18 protein-coding genes are annotated in these 21,617 nt (G+C 63.6%); 8 read left to right on the forward strand and 10 right to left on the reverse strand.

Annotated elements, in window-relative coordinates; genetic code table 11:
• The 7 genes from murJ to JWP26_RS18575 all read right to left on the reverse strand — a co-directional run.
• The coding region (gene murJ / locus JWP26_RS18545) for a murein biosynthesis integral membrane protein MurJ (RefSeq protein WP_299731246.1) at positions 1-410 on the reverse strand (410 nt) is incomplete at its 3' end.
• Between the two features lie 78 nt (positions 411-488).
• Positions 489-3,293 carry a [protein-PII] uridylyltransferase gene (locus JWP26_RS18550; protein ID WP_299731249.1) on the reverse strand — a complete coding sequence of 935 codons (2,805 nt, stop codon included), beginning with the start codon at positions 3,291-3,293 and terminating at the stop codon, positions 489-491.
• Positions 3,274-5,985, reverse strand: coding sequence for a DNA mismatch repair protein MutS (mutS, locus tag JWP26_RS18555; RefSeq protein WP_299731252.1), 2,712 nt, complete (start codon positions 5,983-5,985; stop codon positions 3,274-3,276). Before mutS ends, JWP26_RS18550 begins: the two co-directional genes overlap by 20 nt.
• Before the next feature lie 65 nt (positions 5,986-6,050).
• Positions 6,051-6,902: a DUF2189 domain-containing protein gene (locus JWP26_RS18560; protein ID WP_299731255.1), complete on the reverse strand. Its 852-nt coding sequence runs from the start codon at positions 6,900-6,902 to the stop codon at positions 6,051-6,053.
• A 181-nt stretch (positions 6,903-7,083) separates the two neighbouring features.
• Entirely contained in the window at positions 7,084-8,391 is a 1,308-nt protein-coding gene (gene xylA / locus JWP26_RS18565; protein ID WP_299731258.1) for a xylose isomerase, read from the reverse strand.
• Positions 8,388-9,857, reverse strand: a complete 1,470-nt coding sequence (gene xylB, locus JWP26_RS18570; RefSeq protein WP_299731261.1) for a xylulokinase — start codon at positions 9,855-9,857, stop codon at positions 8,388-8,390. Before xylB ends, xylA begins: the two co-directional genes overlap by 4 nt.
• Positions 9,858-9,950: 93 nt before the next feature.
• Positions 9,951-10,979: a LacI family DNA-binding transcriptional regulator gene (locus tag JWP26_RS18575; protein ID WP_299731264.1), complete on the reverse strand. Its 1,029-nt coding sequence runs from the start codon at positions 10,977-10,979 to the stop codon at positions 9,951-9,953.
• Between the two features lie 136 nt (positions 10,980-11,115).
• Between JWP26_RS18575 and JWP26_RS18580 the strand changes: the two genes are divergently transcribed.
• The 3 genes from JWP26_RS18580 to JWP26_RS18590 all read left to right on the forward strand — a co-directional run bounded on the left by JWP26_RS18580 (position 11,116) and on the right by JWP26_RS18590 (position 14,116).
• Entirely contained in the window at positions 11,116-12,126 is a 1,011-nt protein-coding gene (locus tag JWP26_RS18580) for an aldose epimerase family protein (protein ID WP_299731267.1), read from the forward strand.
• Positions 12,127-12,202: 76 nt separating this feature from the next.
• Positions 12,203-13,318: an epoxide hydrolase family protein gene (locus JWP26_RS18585; protein ID WP_299731270.1), complete on the forward strand. Its 1,116-nt coding sequence runs from the start codon at positions 12,203-12,205 to the stop codon at positions 13,316-13,318.
• A gap of 72 nt (positions 13,319-13,390) precedes the next feature.
• Complete coding sequence (locus tag JWP26_RS18590; RefSeq protein WP_299731272.1) at positions 13,391-14,116, forward strand: YafY family protein; 726 nt, start codon at positions 13,391-13,393, stop codon at positions 14,114-14,116.
• Here the strand turns inward: JWP26_RS18590 and JWP26_RS18595 are convergent.
• Positions 14,103-14,753: a DUF1294 domain-containing protein gene (locus JWP26_RS18595; RefSeq protein WP_299731274.1), complete on the reverse strand. Its 651-nt coding sequence runs from the start codon at positions 14,751-14,753 to the stop codon at positions 14,103-14,105. The two genes, JWP26_RS18590 and JWP26_RS18595, sit on opposite strands and share 14 nt — an antisense overlap.
• Positions 14,754-14,896: 143 nt before the next feature.
• Here JWP26_RS18595 and cfa point away from each other — a divergent pair, with 143 nt between their 5' ends.
• A complete protein-coding gene (gene cfa, locus JWP26_RS18600) occupies positions 14,897-16,012 on the forward strand; it encodes a cyclopropane fatty acyl phospholipid synthase (RefSeq protein WP_299731276.1) in 1,116 nt (371 codons plus the stop codon).
• Positions 16,013-16,066: 54 nt separating this feature from the next.
• Complete coding sequence (locus tag JWP26_RS18605; RefSeq protein WP_299731279.1) at positions 16,067-16,654, forward strand: TMEM175 family protein; 588 nt, start codon at positions 16,067-16,069, stop codon at positions 16,652-16,654.
• Positions 16,655-16,729: 75 nt separating this feature from the next.
• Here the strand turns inward: JWP26_RS18605 and JWP26_RS18610 are convergent, their stop codons facing one another.
• Positions 16,730-18,253 (reverse strand): YifB family Mg chelatase-like AAA ATPase, encoded by a 1,524-nt coding sequence (locus tag JWP26_RS18610; RefSeq protein ID WP_299731281.1) that lies wholly within the window; start codon positions 18,251-18,253, stop codon positions 16,730-16,732.
• Positions 18,254-18,488: 235 nt separating this feature from the next.
• Between JWP26_RS18610 and JWP26_RS18615 the strand changes: the two genes are divergently transcribed.
• The 3 genes from JWP26_RS18615 (at position 18,489) to JWP26_RS18625 (ending at position 20,969) form a co-directional block, all read left to right on the forward strand.
• Entirely contained in the window at positions 18,489-19,274 is a 786-nt protein-coding gene (locus JWP26_RS18615) for a GH25 family lysozyme (protein ID WP_299731283.1), read from the forward strand.
• An 83-nt stretch (positions 19,275-19,357) separates the two neighbouring features.
• Positions 19,358-19,480 carry a hypothetical protein gene (locus JWP26_RS18620; RefSeq protein WP_299731286.1) on the forward strand — a complete coding sequence of 41 codons (123 nt, stop codon included), beginning with the start codon at positions 19,358-19,360 and terminating at the stop codon, positions 19,478-19,480.
• Positions 19,481-19,658: 178 nt separating this feature from the next.
• Positions 19,659-20,969 carry a sorbosone dehydrogenase family protein gene (locus JWP26_RS18625; RefSeq protein WP_299731289.1) on the forward strand — a complete coding sequence of 437 codons (1,311 nt, stop codon included), beginning with the start codon at positions 19,659-19,661 and terminating at the stop codon, positions 20,967-20,969.
• Here JWP26_RS18625 and JWP26_RS18630 read toward each other — a convergent pair.
• Positions 20,966-21,595, reverse strand: coding sequence for a MarC family protein (locus JWP26_RS18630; protein WP_299731292.1), 630 nt, complete (start codon positions 21,593-21,595; stop codon positions 20,966-20,968). The two genes, JWP26_RS18625 and JWP26_RS18630, sit on opposite strands and share 4 nt — an antisense overlap.
• Positions 21,596-21,617: the final 22 nt, after the last annotated feature.

Raw genomic sequence — 21,617 nt, forward strand, 5'->3', positions numbered from 1 at the left:
TAGGGGAACATGATGCGGGTGAGAAACACCGTCAGTTCGAGTTTTGCCGGATCGTTGACGAAGCCCGGCACGAACGCCACCGTGATCCAGGGCATGAAGATTTCGAACAGCACCGTGACGCCCAGCACCACCGCCACCAGCCACGACATGATGCGGCCGGCGAGGAGCCTCGCCTTGTCGGGCCCATCCCGCTCCAGCGCGGTGGCGAACATCGGCACGAAGGCGGTGTTGAAAGCCCCTTCGGCAAAGAGGCGGCGGAAGAGATTGGGGAAGCGGAATGCCGCGTTGAAGGCGTCTGCCGCGGGGCTCGTGCCAAGCACCGCCGCCATCAGCGCGTCGCGGGCAAAGCCAAGCACGCGGCTGCCCAGCGTCAGGACGCCGACATTGATGAAATTGCGGTAGAGGCTCATGGCCGGACGTCGCCTTGCAGCATGAAGATGCCCTCCCCGCGCCGGGAGAGGGCTGAAATCAAAGGAAAGTCAATAAACTCAGCCCGCCGCCCGCTGCGCCGGCTGGCTGTGGGATAACGGCTCGAACACCGCCAGCAGCGCATCGCGAATCTTGCGTTGCCGTACCTTGCTGTCGATTTTATGGCCGGTGAGGTCGGTGACGTAGAAAACGTCGACGGCCTTTTCGCCATAGGTGCCGATATGGGCCGAGCCGATGGTGAGATTGAGATCGCTGATTTCGCGCGTCAGCGCGTGCAGAAGGCCCATGCGGTCGAGGCCGGACACTTCGATGACGGTGAATTTTTCCGAGAGAGCGTTGGACACGCTGACCTGCGCTGGCAGCGCGAACGGCTTTAGGCGCTTGTTGTGGCGCGATTCCTTGCCCAGATCGATCAGGATCGTCCGCTTGCCCTGCAGCAATTGCTTGACCGTATCGATAATGCGCGTGGCGCGGACCTTTTCGTCCTCGTCCGACGCGAATGAGCGGCGCAGGCGGAAGGTGTCGATGGCGCGGCCATCGCGGGTGGAGAAAATCTGCGCCCCGATGATAGATGCATCCTGCATGGTACAGGCGCCGGCGATCAGCGACAGCAGGCGGGGATGGTCGGGGGTATAGAACGACACCTCGGTAATGCCCTCGAAGGCCTTGATGCGGATCGAGCCGGCAAAGGGCTGCTCGGCCATATCGGCTTGACGGATCATGCGGGCGTGTTCGATCTGCAGTTCCGGCTCGGCGCGCAGCCAGTAGTGATCGTATTGGCGGGCCGTATAGGTGGCGATACCGCCCGGTGACCAGCCGTCAAGCGCTTGGGCCAGTTCGTGGCGGGCGGCGCCGATGCGGTCGGATTGGGTGACTTGGGAATGGCCGCCCGAGAGCAGAGGCTCGGTGGCGTAATAGAGCGCGCGCAGCAGGCTGCCCTTCCAGCCGGTCCAGACGCCCGGCCCGACGGCGCGGATATCGCAGGCGGTGAGAATCATTAGTAGGGCCAGGCGCTGCGGCGATTGCACCACGTCGGCGAAGGCCTTGGCAGTTTCGGGATCCTGGATATCGCGGGCCTGGGCGACCTCACTCATCAGCAGGTGATATTCGATCAGCCAGGACACGGTATCGGTTTCGGCGGCGCTGAGACCAAAGCGTGGACACAGCTTCTTGGCGATGCGGGCGCCGGCGATCGAGTGATCCTCGGGGCGGCCCTTGGCGATATCGTGCAGGAACAGCGCCACGTAGAGCAGGCGCGTATCGTTGAGCTGGGGCAGCAATTCGTGGGTCAGCGGCAGCTCGTCGCGGAGGCCCCCATTAGCGATCTGGGCCATGACGCCGACGGCGCGGATCAGGTGCTCGTCCACAGTATAGTGGTGGTACATGTTGAACTGCATCAGGGCGACGATCTTGCCGAAATCGGGCACGAACTTGCCCAGCACGCCGCTTTCGTTCATCTGGCGCAGGATGCGTTCGACCGAGAGCGGGGCTGTCAGGATGGTCAGGAAATAGCTGTTGGCCTTGGGATCGTGGCGGAGCGTGTTGTCGATCAGCGCCAGCGAGCGGGTGATTTCCTTGATCGCATCGGGGTGGAACAGGAGTTCTTCGCGACCAGCCACGAGGAACATCTTGATCAGGTTGACGGGGTCTGTTTCGAACACGTCCGGGCGGGCGATGTTGAGGCGGCCGGTGTCGAGGACGAAGTCCGTCTCGCCCTTGATCTTGGATTTGCCGGAGCGGAACGGCGCGAAGACGCGGCCGATCAGGTCCATATCCTTGGCGTGGTTGAATTCCAGGCTGGCGCAGAAAATGCGGGTCAGGTCGCCCACATCCTTGGCGACGAGGAAATAGCGCTTCATGAAGCGCTCGACGCCCAGCATGCCGACACGCTCGGCATAACCCATGCGCTGGGCCAGTTCGGGCTGCACGTCGAAGGTGAGCTTGTCCTCGGCGCGATTGGTGAGGAAATGCAGGTGGCAGCGCACCGCCCATAAAAAGTCCTCGGCACGCGAGAACAGGCGATATTCGGCGGGGCTGAGCACGCCCTTGCCGACCAGTTCATGGCTAGTCTTGACCTGGTAGAAATATTTGCCGATCCAGAACAGCGTATTGAGATCGCGCAGCCCGCCCTTGCCGTCCTTGATATTGGGCTCGACCACATAGCGCGTATTGCCCATGATGCGGTGGCGTTCGTCGCGCTCGGCCATCTTGGCGGCGATGAATTCGGGGCCGGTGCGGGGCATGATTTCGGTTTCGAAGCGATGCACGAGCTGGGTGAAGAGGCCCATTTCGCCGGTGAGGAAGCGGGCTTCGAGCGTCGCCGTGCGCACGGTCATGTCGGCGCGGGCCATGCGGATGCATTCATCGACCGAGCGGACGGCGTGGCCGACCTTCTGGCCCAGATCCCACAGCATATAGAGGATATATTCGGTGACCTGCTCGCCCCAAGGCGTCTGCTTGTAGGGCAGGATGAACAGCAGATCGATATCAGAGCCGGGCGCCAGCGTACCGCGGCCATAACCGCCGACGGCGGCCAGCGCGATGGCTTCGGCGCCCGAGGGATTATCGACCGGATAAACGCGGCGGATGGCGAACTGGTGCACCGCAGAAATGATTTCGTCCTGGGCCGAGGACAGGTTTTCGGCGCAGCGAGTGCCCTTGCTGGTCGCCAGCAGTTCGGCTTCGGCAGAGGCACGGGCATCGGCCAGGGTCTGGCGGATATGGGCGAGCACCAGCGCGCGCGCGGAAGCGCTCTTGGGGGGCTCGGCGCCGATCAGGGCATCGAGCTCATCCAGGATGGTGGACGCGGTTTTCAGCGCGAATTGGGGTTTTCGCGGCTTGACGTCAGCTTCGGCGAGCGGCATCGCGGATTTTCTTCAACTCGTAGAGCAGCTCGATAGCTTGCTTGGGGGTCATTTCGTCGGGTCGGACGGCGTCGAGCTTTTCGGCAACGGGGTCGCTCGCGGCTTTAACCGGGGGAGGCCGGTGCGCAAACAACGGCAAATCGTCTAGCACGGCAGCGTTGCTGCCGGAAGAGGCCGTGCCTGCCGAGCGCTGCTCAAGGACAGCGAGAACCTGACGGGCGCGGGCCAGAACCGGCTCGGGCAGGCCGGCGAGGCGGGCGACCTGAATGCCGTAGCTGCGATCGGCGGCGCCGGCGCCCACTTCGTGCAGGAACACCACCTCGCCCTCCCATTCGCGCACCTTCATGGTGACGTTGGAGACGCGGCTGAGGGTTTTCTGCAGGCTGGTAAGTTCGTGAAAATGGGTGGCGAAGAGCGCACGGCAGCCGGTGGTTTCGTGCAGCGCCTCAACGGCGGCCCAGGCGATAGACAAACCATCGAAAGTGGCCGTGCCGCGACCGATTTCGTCGAGAATGACGAGGGATCGGCGGGTGGCGCGGTTGAGGATGGCGGCCGTTTCGACCATTTCCACCATGAAGGTGGAGCGGCCATGGGCGATATCGTCGCTGGCGCCGACGCGGGAAAAGACGCGATCAATGACGCCGATATGGGCGGAGGCGGCGGGCACGAAACTGCCCATTTGCGCGAGGATGGCGATCAGGGCGTTCTGGCGGAGGAAGGTGGATTTACCGCCCATATTGGGGCCGGTGACCAGCCAAAGCCGGCCACCGCCAATGGCGTCGGAGCCGGAAAGGTCGGCGTCATTGGCCACGAAACTGTGACCTTCGGCCGCGACCATGTCCTCGACCACCGGGTGGCGGCCGGCGCGTATGTCGAAGGCCAGGGAATTGTCGATGTCGGGGCGGGCGTAATTGCGGGTTGCGGCGAGATGGGCGAGACCGGCGGTGGCGTCGAGTTCGGCCAGGGCATCGGCGAGTTCGCGCAGGGCATCGGTGCGCGTCAGCACATCGTAGCGCAGGCTGGCGAAGATTTTGAGCTCGAGGTCGAGCGCTGCCTCGTGGGCGCGGGCGATGTGGCCTTCCAAGTCGGCCAGTTCCGCCGTGGTGAAGCGCATGGCATTGGCCAGTGTCTGGCGATGGATGAAGGTGGCGCGCAGCGGCTCTTCGAGCAGGCGCGAGCCATGGCCGGCGGGGACTTCGACGAAATAGCCAAGCACGCCGTTGTGGCGGATCTTGAGGGATTTGACCTCGGTCTCGTCGATCAGGCGCGATTGGAGGGCGGCAACGACCTCGCGGGTTTCGCTGGCGAGGGCGCGTTCGGCATCCAGTTTGCCATCATAGCCCTTGCGTACGAAGCCGCCATCGCGAGCTTGCAGCGGTGGTTCGTCGGCAATGGCCATGGCCAGTTCGGACGCCAAATTGAGCGGGGCGGCGGCGAGGCAATCGGTGATGCGGCGCAGGATCGGCGGCACGTCGGGCATGGTGGCGAAATGGGCGGCCAGAGCCGAGGCGGCGGCAACGCCGGTGCCAATCGCGGCAAGATCGCGCGGGCCGCCGCGGTCGAGCGCCAGCCGGGTCAGCGCGCGGGCCAGGTCGGGCACGGTTTTGAGATCGGCGCGGAGGCGCGCGGCGAGCAGGCCGTTATCGACTAAGGCCGCGACCGCGTCGAGCCGGTGATTGATTTCGGCGGCATCGCAGAGTGGGGCGGCAAGGCGCGTGGCGAGCAGGCGCGAGCCGGGCCCCGTGACGGTCAGGTCGATGGCGTCGCGCAGCGAGCCCTTGGACTGCCCGCGCTGGGTGACAAGGATTTCCAGCGATGAGCGCGTGGCCTGGTCGATCGCCATGTGGGGCGCGGCATAAGCGTCGGAAGGCGGACGCAGGGCCACGGGGGCGAGGCCCTTTTGCGATTCGCGCACATAGGCGACCAGTGCGCCCAGAGCCGCGCGGGCGGCGCGGGTGAGCACACTGGGGTCGTAAAGATCGGTCGGAAACGCCGCGCGGAGTTGGGCGAGGGCGGCTTCGCTATCGAAGACTTCCGCGGGCACCAGCGACAGCACCGCGGCGATCGAAGGAGGAAGCAGGTGGCGCTCGCGCAGGGCGGTGCGCGTCGCCTCGCTCATGAGCAATTCGGCAGGATCGATGCGGGCTAATTCATCCTGCAACGCTTCGGCCGTGAGATCGAGGCAAGCGGTTTCCCCGGTCGAGACATCGGCCCAGGCGAGAGCAAAATCGGTATCGCCATGACGCACCATGGCGAGGGCGGCGAGATAATTGGACGAACGGTCCTGGAGATGATCGTCCTCGGTCAGCGTGCCGGGGGTGATGAGGCGAACCACGTCGCGCTTGACCACGGATTTGCCGCCGCGCTTCTTGGCTTCGGCGGGGTCTTCGACCTGTTCGCACAAAGCGACGCGATGGCCGAGGCGGATCAGCTTGTTGAGATAGTCATTGGCGGCGTGGATGGGCACACCGCACATGCGGATATCCTCGCCCAGATGCTTGCCGCGCTTGGTCAGAACGATGCCCAAGGCGGCGCTGGCGATCTCGGCGTCCTCGAAGAACAGCTCGTAGAAATCGCCCATGCGATAGAACAGCAGATAGCCCGGATTGACCGCCTTGATCTCGAAATACTGCGCCATCATCGGCGTCAGCACCAAGGGCTCGGCGGGAGGATCGAAAGGCGTTTGGTCCATCAAGGTCTCGGCTACCGCTGGGAAGCCGAGAACTTAGGGGCTTAGGCCGCAGAATCCAACTGCGGTCAGGCGATTTTTCCCGGTTTCGTGGAGCGGGCGCGCTGCGCCGGCATGGTGGCGACCTCCGGCTCGATGAGCTTGCGATAGAGATGCCAGGTGGCATGTCCGAAAATCGGGATGATGACGGCCAGACCCACAAACAGCGGGATGGACCCCAGCACCAAGCCGATAGCGACGATCAGCCCCCAAAGCGCCATCTGCAGCGGGTTTTTGATGACGGCGCGGAACGAGGTTTCGACCGCCGCGGCCGCGCCAACATCGCGGTCGAGCAGCAGGGGAAAGGCCACGACAGTGGTGCAGAGCGTGACAATGGCGAAGACCAGCCCGATGAGATTGCCGACGATGATCAGCGTCCAGCCCTGCGGCGTGGTCAGGATTTGCTGCAGCATCACGTCGATGGTCATGGGGGGAGCTGCGCCGAAGAGGGTCTCGTAAAGGGCTTGTGCCGCGGTCAGCCAGAGGGTGAAGACGACAAAGAGCAGGACGGCCACCGCGAAGATGGAGCCGATGGCGGGCGAATGCAGCACCGCAAAGGCGTGGTGCCAGGAGGTATCGAGGCCCTGTTCGCGCCGCCGGCTGATTTCATAGAGGCCAATGGCGGCAAAGGGGCCGATCAGCGCGAAGCCGCCCAGCAACGGATAGAGCAGGGGCCAGGTGTAATAGCCCGAGGCCCAGACGGTCAGCACGATGGCGACGGCCGGATAGATCAGGGCCAGCAGGACCATGTGGGACGGTTTTTCCCAAAAGTCGGCCACGCCGAGGCGCAGGCTATCGATCAGATCGGCAGTGTGGATCTTGTTGATGGTTGGGTGGGCCAACCGTTCGGTGGCGCCGCCAATCACGTGGAAATTTGCCATTATCCGTTCTCCGCTACCAAAGGGTGCAGAGGTCATTCGCCGGACCGGGCATTGGCGTTACAGGGCGGTCAGGCGAACGCTGGTCTGCATCTGAAGGCAGCATAAGGCAGATGCGGCGTTTTGTCGCCCCCGGTCGGCAAATCGTGAACCGGCCGCCAGGGAGGCGGCCGGTTCTATGCGATCAAACGAAGCGGTTGATCAGGTTTTCCAGATATTCCTGCTGGCCCGAGCGCGGCTGCGGGTTGATGTTTTGTGCATCGACGCGGGCGGCGAGATCGGCCAGCGACACCTTGCCCTCGAGGATCGCCTTGCCGTCAGCGGTGTTCCAGCCGGCATAGCGGGCATCCAGGGTCTTGTCATAGGTGCCGTCGGTGATCAGGGCCGCCGCCGCCTTGAGCGAGCGGGCCAGCACGTCGAGGCCGCCGATGTGGCCATGCAGCAGGTCCGCCGGATCGATCGACTGGCGACGCACCTTGGCGTCAAAATTCCAGCCGCCGGAGTTCAGGCCGCCGGCCTTGAGGATCTGGTAGAAGGCCAGCGTCGTGTCCGGCACCGAATTGGGGAACTGGTCGGTATCCCAGCCGGACTGGATATCGTTGCGGTTGGCGTCAACCGAACCCAGAATGCCGAGCGAAGCGGCCAAAGCCAGTTCGTGCTCAAAAGTGTGGTTGGCGAGGAAGGCGTGGCCGACCTCGATATTGCACTTCACTTGTTTTTCCAGGCCGTACTTCCGAAGGAAGCCATAGACCGTGGCGACGTCGAAATCGTACTGGTGCTTGGAGGGTTCCTGCGGCTTGGGCTCGATCAGGATCTGGCCCTTGAAGCCGATCTTGTGGGCATGTTCGATGACGAGATGGAGGAAACGGCCCATCTGGTCCTGTTCCTGGCCGATCTTGGTATTTAGCAGGGTTTCGTAACCCTCGCGGCCGCCCCAAAGCACGTAATTGGCGCCGCCCAGCTCGTGGGTCAGCTCCAGCACGTTCTTCACCTGGCCGGCCGCATAGGCGAACACATCGGGATCGGGATTGGTCGCGGCGCCGGACATGTAGCGACGATTGGAGAACAGGTTGGCCGTGCCCCAGAGCAGCTTGGTGCGGCTCGACTGCATCTTCTTGGCGAAGATATCGCCAATGACGCGGACGTTGCGATTGCTCTCGGCCAGGGTCTCGCCTTCGGGGGCGATATCGGCGTCGTGGAAGCAGAAGAAGGGAATATCGAGCAGGTCGAACAGCTCGAACGCCACGTCAGCCTTGATCTTGGCGCCCTCGAGTCCCTTGTCATACCAGGGACGATCGAAGGTGCGGCCGCCGAACGGGTCGCCGCCTTCCCAGGCAAAGGTGTGCCAATAGGCGACGGCGGGGCGGATATGATCTTCCATCCGCTTGCCGAGGACGATTTCGTCCTTGTTGTAGTGGCGATAGGCCAGCGCGCCGGAGCTTGATGGCCCCTCGAACTTCACCGGCGAAATTCCCTTGAAGAAATCAGTCACGTCCGTGCCTCCTCGATGGCGGGATAGAGCGCGCGATAACGCGCATATTGGTCGGCGTAGGCATTGGTGAGGCCCTTATCGGGGGCGATCACGGTTTTGATGGCGGGCATGGCCATGACACTGGCGGGGTCGGCGCCGGTGGCGGCGCAGAGGCCCAGGCGGGCAGCGCCGAGCGCGCCACCGAAATCGCCGTCCTCGGGGAGGGCGATTTCCATGTTGAGGTTGGTGGCGATCATCTTGAGCCACAGCGGCGACTTGGAGCCACCGCCGACGGCGAGCAGGCGATCGATTTTCGTGCCGGCATCGTTGAGCACGCGCTGACAATCGCGGAAGGCGAAGGTGACGCCTTCCATGACCGCCTGAGCGAGCTGCGCCGGCTCGGTGCTTTGGCTGAGGCCGGTGAAGGAGCCGCGCGCATTGGCATTGTTGTGCGGGGTGCGTTCGCCCGACAGATACGGCAGGAAGATTTCCTCGCCGGGGCCTTTGAACTGAGCTTCGGCAGCGCGAGACAGCTCGGCCTGCTGCTGGCCGGTGATGCGGGAGAGCCAGTTGAGGCTATCGGTGGCGGAAAGAATGACGCCCATCTGGTGCCAGGTGTTTGGAATGGCATGGCAGAAGGCGTGCACGGCGCCGTGCGTGTTGGGGCTGAAGCGTTCGTTGGAGACGAAAATCACGCCCGACGTGCCGAGCGAGACAAAACCTTCGCCGGGGCGGATAGCGCCGATGCCACAGGCGGCGGCGGCGTTATCCCCGGCGCCACCAGCGATGACGACATCGCCGCTCATCCCCCAGCGGGATACGAATTCGGGCTTGAGATTGGCCGAGGGGGCGGAGCCTTCGACCAAGCGCGGCATGTGTGAGCGGTTGAGGCCGGTAACGGCGAGCAATTCGTCGGACCAGTCCCGCTTGCCGACATCGAGCCAGAGCGTGCCGGCGGCGTCGGACATTTCCTCGATGTGTTCGCCGGTCAGCAGCAGGCGGATATAGGCCTTGGGCAGCAGGACCTTGGCGATCTTGGCGTAGATGGCAGGCTCATGCTTGCGCACCCACGCGATCTTGGGCGCCGTGAAGCCGGGCATGGCGATATTGCCGGCGAGTTGGCGCAAAGTGGGGAGCGCGGCTTCCATTTCGGCACACTCGGCACTGGAGCGGCCGTCGTTCCACAGGATGCAGGGGCGAAGGACCTCGTCGTCCTTGCCGAGCAGGGTCGCGCCATGCATGTGGCCGGAGAGGCCGATACCGCGGACCTGGCTGAGCTGCTGGGGATTGGATTTGGACAGTTTGTCGATGGCCGCAAGCGTGGCCGTCCACCAATCGGCGGGGTTCTGTTCAGACCAGCCGGGATGGGGGCGGACGGGCTCCACCGCAGGGGCTGTGGCTTCGGCCAGAGCGCGGCCTGATTCGTCGATCAGCAGCGCCTTGACGCCGGAGGTGCCGATGTCGATGCCAAGAAAAGTGGCGCTCATGAGGTACGTACCTCTGAGCAAGGTGCAAACAACATCTGAACGTCCTCCCTGCCCATTTTTGGGCTAGCGCCAATGTGATGGATGGCGTGCTTCTTAGCGCAGATTGTCGCGCAGGAAAATACCGATTTCAATGGGGTCGGTTTTGGCGATGCCGCTGGCGCCAAGCGCGAGCGAGCGCGCGGCAGCGATGGCGGCGCGGATTTCGCCATCGGGATTTTGATCGAGCACCACGTCGATGGCTCCGGATTTCAGACCATTGCGGGTCGGCTCGGTCAGTTCGTGGGCAATGACGCGGATGCTGCCGGAGCGGTGCGATGCGTCGAGCGCGGCGACGAGGCCAGAGTTACCTGCACCCAGATTGTAAATGCCGGAGAGGTCGGGATGGGCGGCGAGGAGATCGCCCACCAGAGCTTCGGTTTCGGCGCGCTCGTCATGGCCCTCGATAGGACCGACCAGTGTGACGGCTGGGAATTCGGCGGCGATGGCAGCGCGAAACCCTTCGAGACGGTCGCGGTGATCGCGTAGATGCAGCGAGCCGGCAATGAGGGCGACCTTGCCGCCTTGCGGACAGAAGCGGCCCATCAGCGAGGCGGCGGTGCGGCCGGCAGCGACATTATCGATGCCGATGAAATGGCGGCGCGATGAGCCAGGCAGGTCGGAGACCAGCGTCATCACCACAACGCCCCGGCGGGTGGCATGGTCGACGGCGGTCAGCACCGACGCGTCCTCGCTGGCGACGATAACGGCGCAGTCGCAATCGCGCGGGTCGAGCCCATCAAGGCTTTGCGCCAGCGCATCGGCATCCAGCGCCTTGAGCCGGATGGTGGTGAGCTGGAGGCGATCGGCCGGCGCTTCGCCAGCACGGCGTGTGACGGCATCGGCAAGGCCGGCCATGAATTCGTTGGAGCTATCGGGGATGACGAAGACCACGCGCAGATCGCGCGCCCGGGCCAATAGCGAGGCCGACAGGTCGCGCTGGAAACCCAGGCTCGCGATGGCAGTTTCGACTTTTTCTGTGGTAGCGGGGCTGACGCCGGCGCGGCCATTGAGCACGCGGTCGACCGTGGCCAGCGATACGCCGGCGGCACGGGCCACATCGTGGACGGTGGCGCGCCGTCTCATGCCGATCTCGTCCAATCGTCACCCCTGAATTCTGTGCCGCCACAGTCGGCAGGGGCGACCAAAAGGTCAAGTGCGAGTTGCAGGGCGGCGACAAAGCAGGCTAAAGGTTTGCCGCAAAAGACGGAGGGGTTTCTGGATGGCAATCGAAGTTTCGGCATTTGGCGAGTTCAAGGGCAAGCGGGTCGACCAGTTCCGGCTGACCAGTGAAACCGGGGTTGCGGTCGATATCATCTCCTATGGCTGCGTGGTGCGCGACTGGCGCGTGCCGGTCAATGGCGGCCTTCGTTCAGTCGTGCTGGGGTTCGACGAGTTCGACGCCTATCCCGAACACAGCCCGCATTTCGGCTCGCTTGCCGGACGAGTCGCCAACCGGATCAAGGGCTCTTCGTTTGACCTCAACGGCAAGCACTACGACTTGCCGCCCAATGCCGGAGCGCTGCATCTGCATGGCGGCAACGAGGGTCTGGGACGGCAGGTCTGGGACGGCGAGGTTGATGGCGGCACCAATGCGGTGCGCTTCACCCATTTCAGCCCGGATGGCGCTTCGGGCTATCCCGGCAATGTCAATTTCGCCGCTACCTACCGGCTGACCGGCAACAAGCTGCGGCTGGAGTTAGAGGCGACGACGGACCGGGCGACGCCGATCAGCCTCGTGCAGCACCAGTATTTCAACCTCGGGACCGGCAATGATGTGCTCGACCACCATGTCCAGGTGGATTCGAGCGCCTATACCGAGCTGGGCGAAGACCTGTGCCCGACCGGCGCCATCCTGCCATCGGCGGGCATGCAGTATGACCTGCGCGCCGGGCGGACGATGCGTGACCATGCGGGCAATCCGGTGGCCTATGATATTGGGCTGGCGCTCGATACCGGGCGCAGCCATGCCGAGCCGATCGCGGTGGTGAAGGGCCCCGACGGGGCGCTGACGCTCAAGCTGTGGACCGACCGGCCGGGTGTGCAGGTCTATAATGGCGTGTGGACCGACATCGCGGTGCCGGGGCTGAACGGCAAGCGCTATGGCAAGCATTCGGGGTTGTGCCTCGAGGACCAGAATTTTGCCGACGCGGTGCACAATCCGCATTTTCCGTCGGTCATTCATTCGCCAGAACGACCCTATAGCCACTGGTGCGAATTCGAAATCGGCTGATTTCCTGCTGACTCGAACTGTCAGGGCCTTAACGCATTGATATTCACGCGGCACCTCGCCGCGTGGAGACTTTGCCATGCTGCCGTTTCAGATTGCCGTCGACGATAGCGCGCTGGAAGACCTCAAGGTCCGGTTGGCGGATACGCGGCTGCCGCAGGTGCTGGACGATGTCGGTTGGGACTACGGCATCGAGACTGGATTTCTGCGCCGGCTGATCGGCCATTGGGGCAATGCGTTCGATTGGCGGGCGACCGAGGCGCGGCTCAATGGCTTTGCGCAGTTTATCGATACCATCAATGGCGAGAGCGTACATTTCGTCCACGTGAAGGGTGAGGGTGGTCGGCATGTGCCGCTGCTGCTGACCAATGGCTGGCCTGCCAATTTCGTCGAATTGCTGCCGATCGTGCCGCTGCTGACGCGGGAGGTGGACGGCATCTCGTTCGATATCGTCATTCCGTCGCTGCCCGGCTACGGCTTTTCGGGCAAGCCGACAGCGCCGGGCATGAACCTGACCAAAGTGGCGCCGCTCTGGGCGGAGCTGATGAGCCGGCTGGGATACGAGCGCTTCTTGATAAGCGGTTCGGACCTGGGCGGCGGGGTCGAAATGGTGCTGGTCAAGACCGCGCCGGAGCGGATCATCGGGGCGCACTATTCCAATGTCTATTCGGGCTTTGCGCGGCCGGACGAGCCTACGCAAGATGAAGTGGCCTACTTCAAGGGCATCGATTATTGGGCCTTTGCCGAGGGTGCCTATGCGATGATCCAGGGTACCAAGCCGGCCACGTTGGCGGTGGGGTTGAACGATTCGCCGGCGGGGCTAGCCGCTTGGATCGCCGAGAAATACAACGGCTGGAACCAGCGTGACCGGCCAATCGAGACGGCGTTTGCGCTGGATGATCTGTGCACCATCCTGTCGGTCTACTGGTTTTCCCAGAGCATCGGCTCGTCGGTGCGGCTCTACAAGGAAGCCTTTGCCGACCATGACCTGATCAAGCCGGGCCCGCCGCACCACGTGCCGCATGGGATTTATCTGCCACCGGGGGACATGCCGGCGCCGCGGGCGTGGGGCGAGCGCCATTTGCAGAATATCGTGCGCTGGACCGAGGCCACGTCCGGAGGGCATTTTCCGGCGCTGGAATTTCCCGAAGAATTCGCCGCCGATATCCGTGCGTTTCATGCGCAGATTGCCTGACTGCCAACCCAGAGAGGAGCTTGGCGACGGTCGGGGAATCGGGCATGCCTTTTGTCCAGAGGAGAACGAACCATGGACAAAACAGAGCGACTGTTCGCGGTCATGGATGCGCTGCGGCGGCATCGCCGGCCCGTTACGGCAGCGGCTTTGGCCGAGGAGCAGAATGTTTCGGTGCGCACGCTCTATCGCGACGTGCAGACCCTTATCGGGCTGGGCGCGCCGATCGAGGGGGAAGCGGGGGTCGGCTATATGCTGAAACCCGGGTTCTTCCTGCCGCCGCTGATGTTTTCCGCCGAGGAGCTGGAAGCCCTGGTGCTGGGTGCGCGCTGGGTGCAGGCGCAGCCGGACGATGGGCTGGCGGGGGCGGCGCAGAACGCGCTGGCCAAGATCGCCACCGCCTCGCCAGAGGACCTGCGCGACAAGATCAACGATACCGGGCTGTGGCCGGTGCTGGTAGCCAGCAAAAGGCCCCCGGTGGCGATATTGGGCCAGATAAGGCTGGCGATGCGGCAGGAAAAGGCGCTGCACATCGCTTATGAAGATGAGGGCGGACGCACCTCGGAGCGCAGCATCTGGCCGATCCAACTGGCCTATTACGAGGGCAAGCAGATCATCGTCGCCTGGTGCTGCATGCGCGAGGCGTTTCGCAATTTCCGCACCGACCGCATTGCGACCCTGACGCCGATCGAGGAGCGCTACGGGCGGCGCCGCCTTGCCATGGTCAAGGAATGGCGCGCCGAGCAGGAGCAAGAATGGGCCGAATGGGCGGCCGCCAGAGCCGCCACTAACCCGGAATAAGGTTGGCGAGTTCGGCTAGGGAAATGCGGCCGGAGACGAGGCCGGCGAGCCACAGTCCATGCACGGCGGCAATCACATAGGTTATCGCGGCAAAGCCGCGCTTGGCGGTCTTGTGGCGAAATATCTGTTGCGCCACAAGACCGCCGATAATGCCGAAGGCCAAATCGATGCCATGCAGCATGTCCTCGCTGGTGCGCCACTCACCCGCTGCGGCGCTTTGCTTGTCGCGGTAGTAGAGCCAGGCCGAGGCTGCACTCATCACCAGGTATACCGCTGCCAAAGCCATCGGGATCGAGCCGGTGAGCCAGCCGATCCCCAGGAGGACGAGCAGGATCAGGCCAAAATAGGTCCGTGACTGGTAGCCGGATGCGGCGGGCGATGGGCTAGCTTCAGTGCCGCGCGCCAGAGCCCGGCCCTTGACCGGATTGGCCCCCCAAATGCTGACGCTGACGGCGGCAGGCCCACCATCACGACCGCGGCCGATGACATAGCTGACACGATCACCGAGTTGCGGGCGGGTGGCGATGCGGCCGATCTGGGAAATGTGGACGAACAAGCGCTCATTGCCACCATCGGGCCTGATGAAGCCAAAACCGCGCTCGTCGTTCCACTCGATCAGTTCGCCACGGTTGGCCATTCGCGCGCTCCGCATCGCCGCAGCATACGGGCAAGCGGTTAGCGGAAGGTGGATTTAGTACCGAGTGAGATTCTTATTGATCGTCGATTGACGATGGAGTTAACATAGGCCGTTTCCGCAACAATCAGCATCCTAATTAAATCATGTCCAGTACAGCCAAGAATTTCATCGAGACGCAGCTCAAGAAGACTGGAGTGGTCATTAACGGCCCCAATCCGTGGGACCCGCAGGTGCATAACGAGGCGCTGTATGGGCGCCTGCTGAGCCAGGGCACGCTGGGACTGGGCGAGGCCTATATGGACGGCTGGTGGGACGCCGAGGCGATCGACCAGTTCATCTTCCGGCTGGTATCGGCCAATATCCAGGACAATTTCCGCCCCGACTTGGCGCTGATCGGTAGCGTCTTGCGCGGCAAGCTGCTGAACATGCAGCGCCTTAAGGTGCGTGAGGTGGGTGAAAAGCACTACGACATTGGCAACGAGCTTTATGCCGCCATGCTCGACAGCCGCATGATCTATTCGTGCGGCTACTGGCAGGATGCCACCACGCTCGACGCCGCGCAGGAGGCCAAGCTCGACCTGATCTGCCGCAAGGTGGGGCTGGAAAAGGGCATGCGCATTCTCGATATCGGCTCAGGCTGGGGCGGGTTCATGCAGTTCGCCGCAGAGCGCTATGGCGTCAGCGCGGTGGGCGTGACCATCTCCAAGGAGCAGGCGGCGCTGGCCAATGAGCGCACGCGGGGCCTACCGGTCGAGACGCGGCTGATGGATTACCAGGCGCTCGAGGGCAAGTTTGACCGCATCATCTCGATCGGCATGTTCGAGCATGTCGGCTACAAGAATTATCGGCCCTATTTTGCCAAGGCGCGGGAGCTTCTGGTGGATGACGGGTTGATGCTGCTGCACTCGATCGGGGGCCATACCACCACCAGCCATGGCGATCCGTGGAGCGAAAAGTACATTTTTCCCAATGGCATGCTGCCCTCGGTCGCACAGATCGGCACGGCTACGGAAAAGCTGTTCGTGATGGAGGACTGGCACAACTTTGGCGCCGATTACGACAAGACGCTGATGGCCTGGCTGGAGCGGTTCGAGGCGGCCTGGCCGCAACTCGCGGACCAATATGACCAGCGCTTCTACCGGATGTGGCGCTATTACCTGACCTCATTTGCCGCGGTGTTCCGGGCGCGCAATATCGGACTGTGGCAGGTGGTACTATCGCCCCATGGCGTGCCAGGCGGCTATGCCAGCGTGCGCTAGACAGCGCCAGGCGGCCCCGCTATCCCAAATGAATCGGACAAGCGGGGCGGGCACATGGACGAGCATGACACTGAGCGGATGGTGCTGTTCAGCGATGCGGTGATCGCCATCACCATTACGCTCCTAGTGCTGGAACTGCGTCTGCCTGGGCCCGCTGCGGAGATGAGTGACGCTCAGTTGTGGGCCGGCATCGTCGAGACGCTACCAAACCTGTTTGCCTATATGCTCAGTTTTGTGGTGATCGGCACGTTCTGGATCGGCCATCGCCGTGCCTTTTCCCATATCAAGCGCTCCGATAGCGTGCTGATCTGGCTTAACATGTTTTTCCTGATGGCGCTGGGGCTGACGCCGTTCGTCACGGGGATTCTGGCGGAGAATGGCGGCTCGGTCGGCACCAGCCTTTATGCCGGACTGATCGCCATTGCGTCTCTGCTGTTGGGCAGCATGACGCCTTATGCCCGGCACGCGGGCCTTGCCGAACCGGCGGCCAAACACCGAGCAATATGGGCGGGCTATAGCAATGCCATTGTTTTCGGGCTGTCGATCCCGCTGGCATTCTACAATGCCGAGCTGGCGAAATATTTCTGGCTCTTGCTGCTGCCGCTCGGGGCCTTGTCGGGGCGCTATAGACGCGCGCGCTGAGTCAAGGATTCACGTGAAACTTTCCACCGCCGATCCGTGTTGCCGGCCCATCAGTGCTTACCCAACGGGCCGGTATCAGACCGCTGCCAAGTTGATGCGATAGCTCAGGGCCTCGGCAATGTGCGAGCGGGCGACTTTTTCGGCGCCGGCGAGATCGGCGAGGGTGCGGGCGACCTTGAGTACCCGATGATAGGCGCGGGCGGAGAGCGAGAAACGCTCGGCTGCCTGCAGCAGCAGGACCTGGCTGTCCCGGTCGGGATTGACCACTGCCTCGATCAGGGTTGGGCCAGCGGCGGCGTTGGTGTAGATGCCGGGTGCGCCGGCATCGATGTAGCGCTGGCGCTGACGCTCGCGGGCCAGATGCACGCGCTGGGCGACCAGTGCCGAGGATTCGGCGGCGCCGCCCGGCGCGATCATATCGGCAGCGCTGACGGCTGGGACGTCGATGCGGATATCGATGCGATCGAGAAAGGGGCCGGAGACGCGGGCCTGGTAGTCGCCGGCACAGGCGGCGCCCCGCTTGCAGGTGTGGCCCGGGCTGCCCGCCATGCCGCATTTGCAGGGGTTCATCGCGGCGATCAACTGCACGCGGGACGGGTAGGAGACGCGGGCATTGGCGCGGGCAATGACGGTTTCGCCCGATTCCAGCGGCTGGCGCAGGCTATCGAGCACCTGGGGGGCAAATTCGGGGAGTTCATCAAGGAACAGCACGCCATTGTGGGCGAGGCTGACTTCGCCGGGACGGACGCGGAGGCCTCCGCCGACCAAAGCCGCCATCGAGGCAGAATGATGGGGTGCGCGAAACGGGCGTCGGTCGGAAATGGCGCCGCCGGCCAATTCGCCCGCAATGGACTGGATCATCGAGACATCGAGCAATTCGCGCGGATTGAGCGGCGGCAGGATGGAGGGCAGGCGGGCGGCCAGCATGGATTTGCCGGCACCGGGCGGGCCGATCATCAAGAGGTTATGCCCCCCGGCGGCGGCGACTTCGAGCGCACGACGAGCGACCTGCTGGCCACGGACTTCGCTGAGGTCGGGCAGGGCGGTATTGGGCAGATAGCGCTTCGGCAGCGGCCGCGTCGCAAGCTGATGGCCGGTGAGGTGATTGACCAGCGCCAGCAGGCTATCGGCGGCGACGATATCGATATCTTCACCGGCCCAGGCGGCTTCGGGGCCAGAAGCAGTAGCGCACATGATGCCGAGGCCCCGGCCGTGGGCGGCAATGGCAGCCGGCAGGATGCCCTGCACGTGGGCGAGGCGACCATCAAGGCCCAGTTCACCCAGGGCCAGAAAGCCGTCGAGCGCGTCGCGTGGAATGGCCCCGATTTCGGCCATCAGGGCCAGCGCGATGGGCAGATCGTAATGGCTGCCTTCCTTGGGCAGGTCAGCGGGCGCCAGATTGACGGTGATGCGCTTGGGCGGCAGGCCGAGCCCCGAGGCGACCAAAGCCGCACGGACGCGCTCGCTGGATTCCTTGACCGCCTTATCGGGCAGGCCAACCATCAAAAACTTCGGCAAGCCGGGCGCGATCTGCACCTGCACGTCGACCGGCACCGCCTCAATGCCCAGAAATGCCACCGTCGCGACCCGCGCCACCATGTCTACGCCCCCACGCTGGCGCGACGCTAACAGAGGACATTCACCAGAACAAGAACATTTGGCGAACAGAAACGAGACCGTTAACCATCGGGCCAAGCCAAGATGGTGAACGCAAGCTTTCTTTAACGGGGCCATGTTGAATCAAAAGTTCAGGTGTATTGCGTCGTGAGTGTCCCCCTAGATGATTGCCGGTTGGTCCAAAGTTTCGCCCTCGGCGATGTTCAAGAGTGTGGCAATGGCTGCGCTCATGGTCGCGCTCGCGGCCTGCGCTAGCGGCGGCGGGCTTTATGGCGCGGTTCCGGGCGATAATCGGCCCCATGCCGGGGTCGATCGCGCGCGCAACATGCCGATCCAGGGCATCGATATCGCGCGCTACCAGTCCAACCCGGACCTGCACACCACCTACGCCTCGGGCATCCACTTCGTGTTCATGAAGGCGACCGAGGGCAAGGACTATATCGACCCCAATTTCTACGCGAACTGGGCGCGCGCCAAGAATGCGGGCATGCCGCGCGGCGCCTATCACTTCATGACCTGGTGCTCGCTGGCCTCCGAGCAGGCGGCATGGTTCATCGCCAATGTGCCCAACGATCCCGATGCCCTGCCACCGGTGCTGGACCTGGAATGGAACAACCATTCGAGCTGCAAGAACAAGCCAAGCCGGGCCGACGCGCTGGAGAAAGTGCGCGTGATGCTGGCCGCGATGGAGGCCCATACCGGCAAGCTGCCGATCATCTATACCGACATGACGTTCCACCGCGACGTGCTGGAGGGCGAGTATTTCCCCAATGCGTTCTGGCTGCGCTCGACTGCTGCCGAGCCGCATGAACGTTACAAGGGCCGTCCCTGGACGTTTTGGCAATGGACGCAGACCGGCGTGGTGCGCGGCATTCGCGAAGAGGTCGATCGCAATGCGTTTTATGGCGACCAGAACGACTGGATCAATTTCCTGCTGACCGGCTGCGATCCGCGCGCCGTGGCGGCGCTCGGGCCGGGCGGACGCTGCCGCATCCAGAAATGAGTGGTCTTGTCACTATTGTGCCAACAGCATAGATTTTGCTGGTGATTTGAAGGGCATACCCGCCCACAGCGAGGAGACGAGACATGGCCAAGGGTCAAATGAAGAGCAACAAGGAAGCCAAGAAGCCGAAGAAGGACAAGGTTGCCGCCACCACTAATGCTACCGGGCTGGGCTCGGGCAGCGCCGGCACCGTCAAGAAGAAGTAGGATTTTGGCACTGCGATATTGTGAACGGTCGGCCTGGCGCCGGCCGTTTTTTATTGCGGCTGAGTGCAGCCAATTGCTGGATTATCGATAACGCCGTTGCGCTGAGGCCGTACTTGCCGCAAAGAAAGGCGACGCGGCCTGCCTCCGAGCGCCCGCATTCTCTCGGGAGCTTCTTGCCATGAACCAGACTGTCGCCATTGTCCTTGTTGTCGTCGTCGTCGTGCTGGCTGTCGGCGCGCTGTGGTATTTCCTGCGCGGGCGTGCTGGAGCGCCGATGGCGCCGATTTATGGCGCCAATCCGACAATTCCCGAGGCCAAGCCGCAGGGCCAGATGCCGACCTTGAAAATGCCCACCGCCAAGGGTTGGGCGCCGGGGCAGAAGCCAACGACGGCGTCGGGGCTGAAGGTGAGCGTGTTCGCCGACAAATTGCGTCATCCGCGCTGGATTTATGTGTTGCCCAATGGCGACGTGCTGATCGCCGAGGCGGCAACGCAGGCCGGCAAGATCCGCAGCATCACCGATTTCGTCGCCACGCGCACCATGCGCCGCGCGGGCGCGCTGCAGGAGAGCGCTAACCAGATTACCCTGTTGCGCGATGCCGATGGCGATGGCGTACCCGAACTGCGCGAAGTGTTCCTCAGCGGGCTGAACCAGCCCTTCGGCATGGTGCTGATCGGGGAGACGCTCTATGTGGGCAATACCGATAGCGTGGTGGCCTTCCCCTATGTGAGCGGGCAGACCAAGATTACCGCGCCGGGCCGCAAGCTGATGGACATGAAGCCGGAAGGCCACTGGACGCGCAATCTGCACGCGAGCCTTGATGGCACCAGAATTTATGTCGGCGTTGGCTCGCTCAGCAATATCGGCGAGAGCGGCATGGCGGCCGAAGAATGCCGCGCGGCGATTCACGAGCTGGACCTGACCACCGGCAAAAGCCGCATCTTTGCCTCGGGCCTGCGCAATGCCGTCGGCATGGCCTGGGAGCCGGTGACGGGCGCGCTCTGGACCGTCGTCAACGAACGCGATGGACTGGGCGACGAAACCCCGCCGGATTACCTGACTTCGGTAAAGGATGGCGGCTTTTATGGCTGGCCCTATGCCTATTGGGGCACGGTGGACGACCGGGTGGCGCAGGACGCTGCGTTGGCGGCCAAATCCATCGTGCCGGATTACGCGCTGGGCGGGCATACGGCTTCGTTGGGCCTCTGCTGGGTGCCCGAGGGCACGCTGCCGGGTATTCCGGCCGGCATGGCGATTGGCCAGCATGGCTCGTGGAACCGCAGCACGCTGAGCGGCTACAAGATGGTGCTGGTGCCGTTCGAGATCGGCAAGCCCGCCGGGACGCCGATCGATCTGCTGACCGGGTTTCTGGCGCCCGACGAAAAGACCTCCTATGGGCGGCCTGTCGGCGTGGCGGTGGCCAAGGACGGCGCTGTGCTGATGGCCGACGATGTGGGGCACATCATCTGGCGGCTGACCGGGGCTTAAGCCAAAAGCCCACTGGAGCGGATGCCGTCGAAGACGAACTGAACGGCCAGCGCCGCCAGCAGAATACCGACGACACGCGAGACCACCGCCAGCCCGGTGACGCCGAGCAGGCGCTGGATCGGGATGGCGATCAACAGTGTCAGCCAGGCCAGCGCCAGGATGACCACGATGGCGACCAGCACCGACCAATATTCGAATTGGTTGGTGGTGGTGGTGGTCAACAGGATCACGGCGCTGATGGCGCCGGGACCGGCCAGCAGCGGCATCGCCAATGGAAACACCGAAATATCGTGGCGCTGCCGGGCTTCCACATCCTCTTCGGTCGTGGTGCCGGTGGCGCCTGAATGGCGGGCGAAAACCATGTCGATGGCGATCAACAGCAGCAGCACGCCGCCAGCCGTGCGCAAGGCCGGGATGGTGATGCCGAACAGTTCGAGGATCGGATTGCCCAACACGGCGAAGAACAGCAGGATGATGCCGGCGATGACCACGCCCCGCGTGGCGAAATTGAAGCGCTGTTGGGGCGTATGGTCCTTGGTGAGGGCCGCGAAAATAAACGCGATATCAGCTACGCCGACAGTCGCGAACAACGTGGCGAAGGCAACTAGAAACGTATTGGTCGGCATGGCGGTTCCCCCAGCTCTGGCC

Origin of the sequence: Devosia sp., from assembly GCF_028290435.1 — a bacterium.
Classification (GTDB): Bacteria; Pseudomonadota; Alphaproteobacteria; order Rhizobiales; family Devosiaceae; genus Devosia.